Source organism: Deinococcus sp. HSC-46F16 (genome assembly GCF_024171495.1).
GTDB lineage: Bacteria > Deinococcota > Deinococci > Deinococcales > Deinococcaceae > Deinococcus.
On sequence record NZ_JALJZW010000006.1, the window covers coordinates 69,674 to 82,837 of the forward strand.

The window sequence follows — 13,164 nt, forward strand, 5'->3', positions numbered from 1 at the left end:
GACGTGACTGCCCCCAACACGACCCTCACCGCCATTCCCGGCTTCCGCGTGGGCCACTGGACCGACCCGGTGGGCCTGACCGGCTGCACGGTGCTCCTCTGCCCCGACGCGGGCGCGGTGGCCTCCGCGTCCTTTCTCGGCCCCAGCCCCGGCACGCGGGAGGGGGTGCTGCTCTCGGCGGAGAAGAAGGTGGAGCGCGTGCATGGCCTGCTGCTGACGGGCGGCAGCGCCTTCGGCCTTGCGGCGGCCTCCGGGGTGGTTCGGGTGCTGGAGGAGCGCGGCGTGGGCCACGAGACGCCCTGGGCGCGGGTGCCGATCGTTCCGGCGGCGGTGGTGTACGACCTCGGGGTGGGGGACCCCGGAGCACGGCCCGGCGAGCGCGAGGGCGAACTCGCGGCGCGGGCGGCGTCGGCGGATCCGGTCGAGCGTGGGCGCGTCGGGGCGGGCACCGGCACGACGGCGGGCAAGTACCTCGGGGTGGGGGCGGTGCCGGGCGGCCTGGGCAGCGCCTACCTGGAGCGGCACGGGGTCGCGGTGGGGGCGCTGGCGGTCGTGAACCCCATCGGTGACGTGCTGGACGAGCGGGGCGGGGTGCTGGCCGGGCCGGGGGTGGGACCGGGCGCCACCGCCTTTGCCCCCGGCGACGTGGAGAGCACCACCCTGGTCGCGGTCGCCACCGAGCACCTGCTGACCAAGCCCGAAGCCCGCCGCCTCGCGGACGCCGCGCAGACCGCGCTGGGGCGGGTGATTCACCCCAGCCACACCCCCTGGGACGGGGACAGCGCCTTCGTGCTGAGTTCCTGCGTTCGGCCCGCCGCCGATTCCCTCCTGCTCGTCGCACTCGTTCAGGAGGCCGTGTGCGCGGCGGTGCGCGACGCGGTGCGGGTGGCGAACGGGCTTACCCCGCCCGCGTAAAGGTCAGCCGCACCCCTGCCACCCGGAACCCCGCCCGGCGCACGTTGCGTTCGCTGCCCGACCCCGGCGTCACGAACACGCTGGCGAGGTCGGCCCCCGCTTCGGCGGCGAGGTGCAGGCGAGCGGCGAGGAGGGCCGTCTGGACGCCCCGCCCCCGGAACTCCGGCCGGGTGGACGTGCCGTAGAACGCGGCCACGCCCTGCGTCACGCTCAGCGCGGCGGTTCCGGCGGGTTCCCCGTCCACCTCGGCCACCAGCCGGACGGCGCCGGGGGCGTGGGCCACAAGGCGCATGATCGCCCCCGTGCCCGGCCCGAAGCCGCGTGCGGAGAGGTCGGCCCACAGGTCGGCGTCGGGTTCCTCGCGGACCGTCAGGGCGGGAAGGGGGGGGAGGTCGGTCAGGCCGTGCGTGTAGGCGTGCAGGACAGAGGCCAGCGCATAACCTCTGGCCCTCAACAAAGGGACCACGGCGGGGGCGGTGTGCGAGAGGACGTGCAGCTTCGCAGGCTGCCCATGCTCGGCGCTGAACGCCTCGAAGCCGTCCAGATCAGCCTCCGTCGGTCCCGGCGTGCCGCCGTGCCAGGCCGCGTTCACCGCGAGGTCCGGCCCGGCGTGGACGGCCACCAGCGGACCGAAATGAGCGACAGCGCCGGATTCGCCGTAACGGGCATGGGCAGCGGCTTCCGCACGGGCCAGGCGGGGGAGGGAGTCGGGCGTCATCCCCCTATCCTGCCTCCCTTTCGGCTGCATGAACCCCGGCCGTGTCCCCGGCGGCGGCGCAGCGGCTAGCCTGCCCGCGTTCCCCGGCCCCCGCCGGAGGCTGCCCCGGAGGTTCCCCATGTCCCGACTGACCCGCCTGCTCGCCCTGCCTGCCCTCGCCGCCGCCGCCTACGCCCTCAAGGGGCCGCCCGACCCCCTGCGCCCCTCGGGGCCGGAGGACGGCGTGGGACCGCTGACCCGCCGCCGCTACTGGGTGGAACTGGAGGGCGCGGCCCGTGACCCGGAGGACATCGCCCGGCACTGGCGTGAGCACCTGCCCGACCACGCCCCCAAGTGGCTGGCGTATTTCCGGGGGCTGGACGGCCCCATTCCGCCCGTCGAGGTGGGGACCCGCCTCCAGATTCAGATGATGCTGGTGCGCCGGGGCCGGGTCGTCGTGGAACATATCGACCCCCTGGGCTTCCGCGTCCGCACCCTGCGGCTGCACCCCGACGCGGGGACCTCCGACTTCCGGGTCTATCCGCAGGAGGAGCGGGGCCACGTCATCCTCCAGATCGAGTCGCTGCTGAGGACCAACTCGCACTTCGACCGCCTCGCCTACATCTTCGGCGCCCACGCGGGGCAGCGCCGCAACTGGGAACTCACGCTCCTGAGCGTGGCCGCCTACGCGGGCGGGCGGATCGTCAACCGGGGCCACGAGTCGCTGGAGATGACCCACCTCGCGCACTCGTACACGGTGCCCACGCCCGAGGACCTCCCCGACGCCCCCGTGGGGCTGGACAAGGGCACTGCCGACCACGCCTGAGCCTCCCCACCCCATCTGTCCCGCCCCCGGCCCGCTAGCCTGTCTGCCATGACCGACGCTTCTGCCGCCCCGCCCTCCCGCGCCTTCGTCTCGCTGATCGGGGCCGGGCCGGGCGATCCGGGGCTGCTCACGCTGCGGGGGGCCGAAGCCTTGCGGGCGGCCGACGTGGTGCTGTTCGACTACCTCGCCAACCCCGAACTGCTGCGGCACTGCCCGGACGCCGAGACCATCTACGTGGGCAAAAAGGGCTTCTCCGAGTACATCTCGCAGGAGCAGATCAATGCGCTGATCGTGCAGAAGGCGCAGGAAGACGGCGGAAAGCGGGTCGCCCGGCTCAAGGGCGGCGACGTGTTCGTCTTCGGGCGCGGCGGCGAGGAGGCCGAGGCGTGCGTGGCCGCCGGGGTCCCTTTCGAGGTGATTCCCGGCGTGACGAGTGCCGTCGCCGCGCCCGCCTACGCCGGGATTCCGGTCACCCACCGCGAGCTGGCCCGGAGTTTCGCCGTGCTGACGGGCAACACGAAGGAAGGCGGCGCCCACTACGAGCGCCTCTCCGGGGTGGACACGCTGGTGCTGCTGATGGGCGTGCGGAACCTGGAGGGGATCAGCGCCGACCTGATCGCGGCGGGGCGCGACCCGCAGACCCCCGCCGCCACCGTGCAGTGGGGCACCACCGGGCGGCAGCGGGTGGCGACGGGCACCCTGGCCACCATCGCCCAGGCCGTGCGCGAGGCCGGGCTGGAGGCCCCCGCCGTCACCGTGGTGGGCGAGGTCGTGCGATTGCGCGAGTCGCTGCGCTGGTTCGAGGACTCCGACCTCTTCCGCACCTTGCAGGCAGCGGGGGAGGGGGAGGCGCAGTGACGGCTCCGGGCCGTCCCCTCGCCGGGCGCACGGTGGCCGTCACCCGCACGCGGGAGGGGGCCAGCAGCCTGTCCGACGTGCTGCGCTCGCGGGGGGCCGACGTGCTGGAGGTGCCCCTGATCCGTTTCGCGCCCACCGGGGACGAGGCCACCCTGCACGCCCGGCTGCGTGACCTGTCGGGGGTGGGCTGGCTCCTGCTGACGAGCAATCAAGCAGTCTCCGCGCTGTTTGAGCACCTGGAACGGCTGGGGCTGGGGGCCGATGTCCTCGCCGGGGTGCGGCTGGCGGCGGTCGGCCCCAGCACGGCCCGCTCGCTGGCCCAGCGGGGCCGACCCGCCGACTTCGTGCCGGGGACGCCGGGAGCGCGGCACCTGGGGGCCGAGTTGCCGACCCGGCCCGGCGACCTCGCCCTGCACCTCACCTCCCAACTGGCCGAGGCCGAATTGCAGCGGGCGCTGGAGGGGCGGGGCGTGCGCTACGACCGCGCCGAGCTGTACCGCACCGAACCTGCCCAGCCGGGCGAGGGGGCGCTGGCGCGGCTGCGCGGGGCCGATGTGGTGACCCTGGCTTCCGGCAGCGCGGCGCGGCACCTCGCGGCGCTGGCGGGCACGGAGTTCCGGGTGGTGGCGATGGGACCGCAAACGGCGGACGCGGCGCGGCAGGCCGGATTCACCCGCGTGACGGTGGCGCGGGAGGCGTCGCTGGAGGCGCTGGCCGACGCGGCGGAGGGCGCCGTGCTCGGCCCCCGCTGACGGCCCCCGCGAAAAGCCGCGTTTGCACCCGGTCCAGACTCCCCGAACAGGGGGCGGCAGGACGCGCAGGCATATGTCACCCTACGCCCATGCACCCTGCCGCGCGGACCCGGTTTTCCCAGGGGGGACCGTGAGCGTGGACGACCGGGCAGCGCTGAGGGTGATGCTGGACCTCAGCCGCTCGCTGCTGGCAGCGGCCTCGGGCGCCGAGGTGGAAGCGACCCTGACCCGCCAGAGCGTGACCCTGCTGGGCACCCGGTCGGCGGCCTTCCTGCGCTACCTGCCAGGGGCCGACGTGCTGCGCGTGACCGCCGAGGCGGGCGCCTACGCGGGCGACCTGGGCCTGACCCTGACGCGGGGGCAGGGGGCCTCGTGGCGGGCGGCCCTGGCGGAAGACCCGCTGCTGCACCTGCGGCGCGACGAGACGCCCCCCTGGATCGTGCGGGCGCCGGGGGTGCCGCCGACCCACTCGCTGTTCGCGCCGCTGCGTTCTTCCTCGGGTCGGCTGCTGGGCGTGCTGACGGTGGGCCGCGAGGACCCGCCCTTCAGTCCCCGCGACGAGGAACTGCTCGTCACCTTCGCCAACGCGGGCACGGTGACCCTTCAGCGCACCTACGAGACGGCCCGCGCCGCCGCCACCCGCGAGGGAGCGCTGCTCGCGCTGGGGCTGGCGCTCGAAGCCCGCGACTACGAAACCCAGGGCCACACCGGGCGCACGGTGGCCCTGTCCATGCGGCTGGGCCGGGCGCTGGGTCTGGACGAGTCGGCACAGGACCACCTGCGGCAGGGGGCCTACCTGCACGACATCGGCAAGCTCAGCGTGCCCGACGACATCCTGCTCAAGCCGGGGCCGCTGACCCCGGAGGAGCGCCGCCAGATGCAGCGCCACGTCCTGACCGGCGAGGCCCTGGTGCGGCGCATCCCCACCATGCCGCCCGAGGTGCTGGAGGTCGTGCGCTCGCACCACGAACGCTGGGACGGGGCCGGGTACCCCGACGGGCTGGCGGGCGAGGCGATCCCGGCCCTGGCCCGCGTCTTCTCGGTGATCGACGTCTTTGACGCCCTGACCCACCAGCGGCCCTACCGGGCGCCCCTGAGCGTGCCCGGTGCCCTGGCGCTGATCCGCGCCGAGGCGGGGCGGCAGTTCGACCCCAGGGTGGTCGGGGCCTTCCTGACCCTCTTTGCCCAGGGGACCGGGTCAGGCGCCGGGCCGGAAGCGGTGCGGGGGCAGGGGTGCCTGTAGCCGGCTTCCTCCTTCCCAAAAATCCCGTTCCCGGCGGAGTTTCTGACCGTTCGGTCGGGGACGCCCGCCCCGGCCGGACCGCGCTATGCTGCCCCGCGTGACGCTGGCCGCCTTCCTGAATCTGAGCGGTGAGGCTGCGGTGGTCGTGGGGGGTGGCCCGGTGGCGCTGCGCCGTGCCCGCACCCTGCTGGGTGCCGGACTGCGGGTGCGGGTGGTGGCCCCCGCGCTGCACCCCGACCTCGCCGCGCTTCCCGTGGGGCACGATCCCCGCCCCTATCGCCCCGGCGACGTGGCGGGGGCGCGGGTGGTCGTGGCGGCGACGGACAGCGCCGAGGTCAACGCCGCCGTGGCGGCCGAGGCCCACGCGGCGGGCGCTCTGGTCAACCACGCCGGGGACGCCGCGCAGGGCACCCTGCGCTTTCCCGCCGTGACCCGCCGGGGTGGGGTAGAGGTGGCTTTTACCACCGGGCGCGAACTGCCGCTGCTCGCGCAGGCCCTCGCCGAGCGCCTCGCCGGGCTGCTCCCGGCCCCCGAGCAGGTGGACGCCTGGGCCGAGCGCCGCGAGGCCGCGCTGACCCTGCCGGGGACCGAGCGGGAGGCCGCCATCGCCGCGCTGCGGGCCGATATCCGCGCGGCCGTGGGCCTCCCGCCCGCCGGGGTGGGCGCATGACGCTGGCCTGCCCGACGGGCCGCGCCCTGCTCGCCGGGGCGCACGTGCCCCCGCCCGCCTCGCTCGACTTCGTGGTGGTGGGCCTGAACCACCAGACCGCCCCGGTCGAGGTCCGCGAGCGGGCCGCCGTCCGCGCCGGGAACGAGGCCGCCGTGCTCTCGCACCTCTCGCCCTTTGCCCGCGAGGTCATGCTGCTGGCGACCTGCAACCGCACCGAGGTCTACCTCGCGGGGCTGCGCGGCGACCCCCGCGCCGTCTTCGGGGACGCGTGGGGCGGGGACCTGGGTGAGCACCTGTACGTCCACCGGGGCGAGGCGGCGGCCACCCACCTCTACCGGGTGGCGGCGGGGCTCGACAGCCTGGTGATCGGGGAGACGCAGATTCAGGGGCAGGTCAAGCGGGCGTGGCAGGCCTCGCGCGACCTCGGGCTATCGGGGACGGTCCTGAACAAGGTCGCGCAGGGGGCACTCGCGGCGGGCAAGCGGGTCCGCACCGAGACGGGCCTCGCCGACCGGGTGGTCAGCGTGTCGAGCGCCGCCGTCGAACTCGCGCACTCGGCGCTGGGGGGCCTCGCGGGGCGCACCGCCCTGATTCTGGGCGCGGGCGAAACCGCCGAGCTGACCCTGACCCACCTGCGGGCGGCGGGGGTGGAGGACGTGATCGTGGTCAACCGCACCGCCGAGCGGGCGCGGGCGCTCGCCGAGCGGGTGGGGGGCCGCGCCTGCGCCGCCGAACTGCTGCACGAGGCGCTGCCCCTGGCGGACGTGGTGATCGCGTCGAGCGCCGCACCCCACTACGTTCTGCATCCGGAAGGGGTGGCGGCAGCGCTGGAAGGGCGCCCGGGGCGGCCCATGTTCCTGATCGACATCAGCGTGCCGCGCATCCTCGACCCCGAGATCGGGGGCGTGGCGGGAGCACACCTCTACAACCTCGACGACCTCACCGCCATCGTCAGCCGCAACCTCCAGTCGCGCCGCGCCGCCTTGCCCCACGCCGAGGCGATCGTCCGCGAGGGCGTCTCCGACCTGACCCGCTGGAACCTCACCCGCGAGGCGCAGCGGGCCTTGCGGGCCGGGCGTGAGCTGGCGGCGGCAAGCGACTGACAGCCCCGCCTGAACCCTGCCCCCCGCCCCACATCGCCGCCCCCTTTTCCCGTAGCCTGAGCCCCATGTGGACCCGCCTTCCCTCCAGCGCCCTGCGCCTGACCGGGTCAGACCGGGTGGACTTCGCGCAGGGGCAGATGACCAATGACCTGCGGGGAGCACCCACCCCCGGCCTGGTCGCCGCCTGCTTCCTGAACGTGCGCGGGCAGATCGAGTTCTTCGCCCATGTGTACAGGCGCCCCGGCGACGTGTACCTCCACCTCGGGGCGGGGCAGGCCCCGGCGCTGGAGGGGCGGCTGCGGCGTTACATCATCTTCGATCAGGTGGAGCTGGCCGATCTGTCGGAGGACCTCCGCACCATTCACGTCTGGCGTGAAGCCGATCTCCCCGGCTGGGACCCGGCGGGCGGCGACGCGCAGGAGTTCGGGCTGGCAGGGGCCACCGTGCTGGGCGGGCGCGTGAACCGCACCGGGGCGCCGGGGGTGGACCTGCACTTCCTCGCCCGGCAGGAGGAGGCGGTGCTGGGGGCGCTGGCGGGCGCCGGGGTCGCCCTCCCCGAGCTGCACGCCGCCCGCATCCGCGCCGGGATTCCCGACGTGGACGCCGACGGCTTCGCGGGCACCCTGATTCCGGAGATCGGGCTGGACGTGGGCGGCCCCCTCCCGGCCATCAGCTACCGCAAGGGCTGCTACGTGGGCCAGGAGATCATGGCCCGGCTGGAGGCGCGGGGACAGGCCCGCTACGCCCTGGCGCGGCTGCGCGGCGAGGGCCTCCCCGAGCGGGCCGAGGTGACCCAGGGCGGGAAAGTGGTCGGGCAGTCGGGCGCCTTTGCCCAGGGCCTCAGCCTCGCCCGGCTGCGGCGCGAACTCGCGGCGGGGGACCGGGTGGAGGTGGGCGGCGTGCCCGCGACCGTCGAAACCCTGACGCCCCTTTCGGCCGCTCCTGCCGATGTTTGAAGCCTTCGTCCGCGAGGTCGGCAGCGGCCAGCCCGCCGATCTCGTGCGGGCGGCGCGGCGGGCGCAGGCGGCGGGGTTCGGGGTGCTGGCGCTGCCGGGACTGCCGCTGGGGGCGGTGTACGCCCTGAGTGGCCCTGCCCTGCTGCCCCCCCTGTGGGTCGCCGTGCTCGCGGGGCTGGGGGCGCTGCTCGCCGCGCTGGTGCTGCGGCTGGCGCACTCGGCGGCCCGTGACCCCGGCCAGCCCCCCGCCCGCGCCGTCCTGACCGCCGCCCTGCAATCGGGGGGCGCTCCCGCCGTCCCCTTCCTGCTGGGGTGCACCCTACTCGCGCAGCCCCCCGCGGTGGTCGCGCTCTGGGCGCTGGCCGGGCTGGGGTACGCCGCCGCGTGGAACCGGGTGCCGGGCTGGGTGCAGGCGGCAGGCCCGCGCCGGACCTGACCCGCCACCCGGCCGACGCCGCCTGCGGCAGGTCCGCTCTAGCCTGCGGCCATGTATGGCCGCACCTCCCGCCTCGTCCTTGTCCCCCTCACCCGCGAGGTCATCGCGGGACGGCTCGCGCAGGCCCCCTTCACGGCCACCCTTTCCACGCCAGACGGCCCCCTCACCGTGACCTACCCCCCGGCGTGGCCCGGCGACCTGCTGCCCCTTCTGCCCGCACGGCTGGCGGCCTTCGACCCTGGGCGCGAACGCTGGAGCGCCACCCTGGTCGAGCAGGCGACCGGCACGGCCATCGGCCAGATGGGCGCCAAGGGCGGCGGCGTGCCCGATGAGGCGGGTGACGTGGAGATCGGCTACGGCCTCAACCCCGACGTCTGGGGCCGGGGCTACGCGACCGAGGCGGTCGGCGTATTGGTGGCGGCCCTGCTCGCCCGCCCCGAGGTCCGGCGGGTGACCGCGTGGGCGGCCGTGGCCAACCCCGCGAGCGCCCGCGTGCTGGAGAAGCTGGGCTTCGTGTCCGTCGGCACCGCCTGGGACGAGGACGACGGCGACCTGACCGGGTGGGCGCGGGCCAGATAACGAAAACCCGCCCCCGGCGGGAGGGCCGGGGGCGGGCAGAGGCGCAGCGGTTCAGCGCGTCTTGGGGTCGTAGGCGTCGCGCAGGGCGTCGCCAAAGAGGTTAAAGGCGAGGCTGAACAGGATGATAAAGGCCGCCGGGTACACCATCACGTACCAATACTGCGGCTGCAACCACGCGCGGGCGAAGTCCACGAGCTGGCCCCACTCGGCGTAGCCGGTCGGGAAGCCCAGACCCAGGAACGACAGCGCGGCGATGCTCAGCGGGATGGTGCCCAGGTCCAGCACGGCGAGGGTGATCACGCTGGCGAGGCTGTTGGGAATGATGTGCCGCCGGATCAGCCGCCAGTCGCGGGCACCCAGGCTGCGGGCCGCGTCCACGAATTCCAGTTGCCGGGTTCGCAGCACGTCGCCGCGCACGATGCGGGCGTAGCTCGCCCAGCCGGTCACGGTGTAGGCCGCGATGATGGGAAAGGCGGGGTCGATGCCCGGATTGCTCGCCTTCAGGAAGGTGATCAGGATGATGGTGAGCACCAGGCCCGGCAGCGCGAACAGCACGTCGATAAAGCGCTGAATCAGGTTGTCGATCCAGCCGCCGTAGTAGCCGCTGATCGCGCCGATGATCACGCCCACGAGCAGGGTGATGCCCACGATGATGAAAGACAGCTTGAACATCGTGCGGGTGCCCCAGATCAGGCCGTAGAAGATGTCGTAGCCCTGGCTGGTGCCGAAGGGGGCCTCGGCGCTGGGCGGACTGGGCGTGGGCGAGAAGCTCTCGCGTTCGATGGCGTAGCAACTGTCAGGTGCGGCAAAGTGCGCCTTCCAGAACACGCCGCCCAGCGGATTGGCGATCTCCTGCGGGCTGCTGGCGCCCAGGTCACGCAGGCAGTTGGACCCGACCGACGGGCGGGCGATCAGGGGCGCGAAGAAGCCGACCAGCAAAAAGAGCAGCGCGGCAATCAGGCCGAGCATGGCGAGCTTGTTGCGCCGCAGCTTCTGAATGGGGCGCGAGGACAGGAAGTCGCGCACGGCGCTGCGCTTTTCGGGCGCGGCGGGGGCAGCGGGAACGGTCGTCATCAGTCAAACCTCACGCGGGGATCGACGACCCCGTACAGGATGTCGGTCAGGGTGCTGACCACCACCACGATAATCGCCGAAAGGAGGGCGAAGCCCAGCACCGAGGGCACGTCGAGTTGCAGCGCCGACTGCACCACCCACTGCCCGATGCCGGGGTAGGCGAAGATCGTCTCGGTGATGATCGACCCGCTCAGCAGGCCGATGATCAGGAAGCCCCCCAGCGTGATCACCGACAGCAGCGCGTTGCGCCGGGCGTGCTTGAGGTTCACGGCGCGTTCGGGCAGGCCCTTGGCGCGGGCGGTGCGCACGTAGTCGCTCGACAGGGCCTCGAGCATGTTGTTGCGCATCACCTTGAGGATGGTCGCGCCCGAGACGATGATCAGGGTCAAGGCGGGCATGATCAGGTGCCGCAACACGTCGAGGGCGATGTCAAAGCGCCCGTTGAGCAGCGCGTCCAGCCCCAGCATCCCGGTGTAGCGCCGGATGTCCCCGACGGCGAACTGGTTGACGACCTCCAGTTGCCCCGCGCCCGGCAGCCAGCCCAGGTAGCCGTACAGCACCGCCAGCAGCACGATCCCCAGCACGAAGGTCGGCAGGCTGTAGCCCAGCACGGCGAACACCCGCAGCACCTGGTCGATAAAGCGGTCCTTGTTCAGCGCACTCATCGTGCCCAGCCACACCCCGATCAGGATGATGGGAATGGCGGTCACCAGCGTCAGCTCGATGGTGTTGGGCAGCCGCTCGATGATGGTGTCGAGCACCGGCTGGCCGCTCGACTTGGAAAAGCCGAGGTCGCCCGAGAGCGTGCTTTGCAGCCACTTGCCGTACTGCACCGGGAAGGGCTGGTCGAGCCCCCGGTCGCGGATGATGCGCTCAAGCTGCGCGGCCTGCTGGTCGCTGCGGATGTACCCCGCCGCCCGCTGCGCGGGCGTGAGCAGCATCGTGAGGGCCACAATCAGCACCGACAGGGCCAGCATGACCAGCGGAATCTGAATGAGGCGGCGGACGATGAAATTGAGCATGACAACCTCTAGGAAGGTGGGAATCTCCGGAAGTCCGGGAGTCGGCGCTGATTCTCGCCCCTGGTCAGGGTTCTGTGATGAAAGCGGGTGAGGCGGGAAAGGAGCGTCAGCACTCCACCATACACGCGGGGTACCCCCCGGAACAAAGGGGCGCGGCAAAAGGGGACGGGGAAGGTCCCGAAGACCGTCCCCGTCCCGTCAAGCTGCCGCCTTACTTCTTGCTGAGTTCCTTCCAGTAGGTGCCCGTGTCGTCGAAGCTGATCATGGGGTTGTACGCGCGGGCGCTCACGCCCACGAGGTTGTCGCGGTGGGCGATGATGCCCACGCCCGCCGGGATCAGCACGAAGGGGGCCTGCTCGTAGGCCCGCTGGCCGACGAGCGAGTACAGCCGGTTGCGGGTGGCCGCGTTGGTGGTGGAGCGGGCCTGCTCCAGCCACTTGTCCACGCTGGCGTCCTTCCAGTTGTTGCGCGGGAAGTAGTAGCCGTTGCTGGAGTAGAAGGTGTACATGAAGTTGTCGGCGTCGGCGTAATCAGGCGCCCACCCGATGATGATCATGGGCTCCTTGCCCGCCTTGGAATCGTTGAGCATCGCCGACCATTCCTTGGCCTGGATGTTCACGCGGAACTTGGGGTTCAGCGCCTCGACGTTCTTCTTCAGGATTTCCATGGCGGTCTGCGAGGGCACGGCCCCGGCGCGGTAGGACACGTTCAGGGTAAAGCCGTTCTTCCAGACGTTGCCGCCCCAGGCCCGCTTGAAGTACGCCTCGGCCTGCTTGGGGTCGTACTTGTAGGTCTTGACCTTCTCGTCGTAGCCGGGGAAGGTGTCGGGAAGCAGCATGGTGCGCTGCTTGCCCTTGCCGTTTTGCACGTCGCGGATGTACTGCGCGTAGTTGAACGAGTACGCAAAGGCGCGGCGCACGTTCACGTCGCTGAAGAAGTTCGCCGGGATGCCGCGCCCGTCGAGCTTGCCGCTGCCCAGGCGGCTGGCGTCCGCGATCTTCTCGTTCATGAAGATCGCCGTGGCGCTGGTGTTGGGCAGGCCGTCCACCACGACCACGCCGGGCTTGCCCTTGAGCTGCTCTTCGATGTTGGCGCGGCCGCCGGTCTCGATGATGTCGGCGTCGCCGCGCAAGAAGGCCTGCTGGCGGGCGGCGAGCTCAGGCACCTTCTGGATCACCACGTTCTGGATCGCGGGCTTCTTGCCCCAGTAGCCGGGGAAGGCCTGCGCGAGAATCGCATTGGCGTCACGGCGCACCAGGCGGTAGGCGCCCGTGCCGCTGGGCTGCTTGTTCAGGTTGCTGCCCTGCAGGTCCTTGCCGATCCAGTTCTTCCAGTCGGCCTCGGTGCCCTTCCACTCGCCCACCTTGATGGCGTGCTGGCGGTCCACGACGCTCTGGCCCGCGTAGGCGAGCTTGGAGAGGAACGCGGGGTCGACCTTGGGCAGCGTAAAGACGAGCTGCCCGGCGCGGTTGCACTCCACGGCCTTGTCGATCTTGGCCCAGGTGATGCTCTTGTCGTCGGCGGCGTTGGAGCCGGTGCCCAGCAGGCTCTCCGAGAAGAACCAGTTGCCCGACTCGGCGGCGTTGGTGACCAGGTTGCGCTCGAAGGTGTACTCGGCGTCCGCGCAGGTCATGGTGTTGCCGGAGTGGAACTTGACGTTCTTGCGCAGGTCGAAGGTGTAGGTCTTGCCGCCGTTGCTGATGGCCCACTTGGTCGCCAGCAGGGGCTCGAGTTCGCGGATGCTCGCGCCCTTGTAGGTCACGAGGGTCTCGTAGATGTTCTCGACGATCGCGCCCGAGGCGGTGTCATAGGTGGCGGCGGGGTCCAGCGTGGGCACGTCGGCGGCCCACTGGACGACCAGCGTGTCCTTGGCGACGGCGGCCTGGGCGGTGCTGGTCACTGCAGCGGCGAGAAGCAGGGAGCTGAGCAGAGCAACTTTCTTCATGGTGCCTCCTGAGGCAGAGCGGTTTGACGCGCCGTGGGCCGGTGGGCCGGGCCGGAAACCTGTGGATGTCAGACGGCGCCAATGATAG

At 72.5% G+C, this 13,164-nt stretch carries 12 protein-coding genes and 1 pseudogene; 9 read left to right on the forward strand and 4 right to left on the reverse strand.

Annotated features, from left to right (window positions below):
- Positions 1-3: 3 nt before the first annotated feature.
- The gene (locus L1280_RS12775) at positions 4-915 is read left to right on the forward strand and encodes a P1 family peptidase (protein WP_253582672.1); all 912 of its coding nucleotides are present in this window, start codon (positions 4-6) and stop codon (positions 913-915) included.
- On the opposite strand, the gene L1280_RS12780 is transcribed toward L1280_RS12775, so the two are convergent.
- Positions 899-1,633 carry a GNAT family N-acetyltransferase gene (locus L1280_RS12780; RefSeq protein ID WP_253582673.1) on the reverse strand — a complete coding sequence of 245 codons (735 nt, stop codon included), beginning with the start codon at positions 1,631-1,633 and terminating at the stop codon, positions 899-901. The genes L1280_RS12775 and L1280_RS12780 overlap by 17 nt on opposite strands.
- Before the next feature lie 118 nt (positions 1,634-1,751).
- On the opposite strand from L1280_RS12780, the gene L1280_RS12785 reads away from it, so the two are divergent.
- The 8 genes and pseudogenes from L1280_RS12785 to L1280_RS12820 all read left to right on the forward strand — a co-directional run bounded on the left by L1280_RS12785 (position 1,752) and on the right by L1280_RS12820 (position 9,035).
- Positions 1,752-2,438 carry a DUF1990 family protein gene (locus tag L1280_RS12785; protein ID WP_253582674.1) on the forward strand — a complete coding sequence of 229 codons (687 nt, stop codon included), beginning with the start codon at positions 1,752-1,754 and terminating at the stop codon, positions 2,436-2,438.
- Between the two features lie 48 nt (positions 2,439-2,486).
- A pseudogene (gene cobA, locus L1280_RS12790) lies at positions 2,487-4,048 on the forward strand (uroporphyrinogen-III C-methyltransferase).
- Positions 4,049-4,178: 130 nt separating this feature from the next.
- Positions 4,179-5,291 carry an HD domain-containing phosphohydrolase gene (locus L1280_RS12795; protein WP_253582675.1) on the forward strand — a complete coding sequence of 371 codons (1,113 nt, stop codon included), beginning with the start codon at positions 4,179-4,181 and terminating at the stop codon, positions 5,289-5,291.
- A gap of 97 nt (positions 5,292-5,388) precedes the next feature.
- Complete coding sequence (locus tag L1280_RS12800) at positions 5,389-5,961, forward strand: NAD(P)-dependent oxidoreductase (protein WP_253582676.1); 573 nt, start codon at positions 5,389-5,391, stop codon at positions 5,959-5,961.
- The gene (gene hemA, locus L1280_RS12805; RefSeq protein WP_253582677.1) at positions 5,958-7,064 is read left to right on the forward strand and encodes a glutamyl-tRNA reductase; all 1,107 of its coding nucleotides are present in this window, start codon (positions 5,958-5,960) and stop codon (positions 7,062-7,064) included. Before L1280_RS12800 ends, hemA begins: the two co-directional genes overlap by 4 nt.
- A 65-nt stretch (positions 7,065-7,129) precedes the next feature.
- Entirely contained in the window at positions 7,130-8,020 is an 891-nt protein-coding gene (locus L1280_RS12810; protein ID WP_253582678.1) for a folate-binding protein YgfZ, read from the forward strand.
- A complete protein-coding gene (locus L1280_RS12815; protein WP_253582679.1) occupies positions 8,013-8,456 on the forward strand; it encodes a hypothetical protein in 444 nt (147 codons plus the stop codon). The genes L1280_RS12810 and L1280_RS12815 overlap by 8 nt, the downstream gene beginning before the upstream one ends.
- 51 nt (positions 8,457-8,507) lie before the next feature.
- Positions 8,508-9,035 (forward strand): GNAT family N-acetyltransferase, encoded by a 528-nt coding sequence (locus tag L1280_RS12820; RefSeq protein WP_253582680.1) that lies wholly within the window; start codon positions 8,508-8,510, stop codon positions 9,033-9,035.
- A 51-nt stretch (positions 9,036-9,086) separates the two neighbouring features.
- Here the strand turns inward: L1280_RS12820 and L1280_RS12825 are convergent, their stop codons facing one another.
- The 3 genes from L1280_RS12825 to L1280_RS12835 all read right to left on the reverse strand — a co-directional run bounded on the left by L1280_RS12825 (position 9,087) and on the right by L1280_RS12835 (position 13,076).
- The gene (locus tag L1280_RS12825; RefSeq protein WP_253582681.1) at positions 9,087-10,109 is read right to left on the reverse strand and encodes an ABC transporter permease; all 1,023 of its coding nucleotides are present in this window, start codon (positions 10,107-10,109) and stop codon (positions 9,087-9,089) included.
- Complete coding sequence (locus L1280_RS12830) at positions 10,109-11,131, reverse strand: ABC transporter permease (RefSeq protein ID WP_253582682.1); 1,023 nt, start codon at positions 11,129-11,131, stop codon at positions 10,109-10,111. The genes L1280_RS12825 and L1280_RS12830 overlap by 1 nt, the downstream gene beginning before the upstream one ends.
- A 211-nt stretch (positions 11,132-11,342) precedes the next feature.
- Entirely contained in the window at positions 11,343-13,076 is a 1,734-nt protein-coding gene (locus L1280_RS12835; RefSeq protein WP_253582683.1) for an ABC transporter substrate-binding protein, read from the reverse strand.
- Positions 13,077-13,164: the final 88 nt, after the last annotated feature.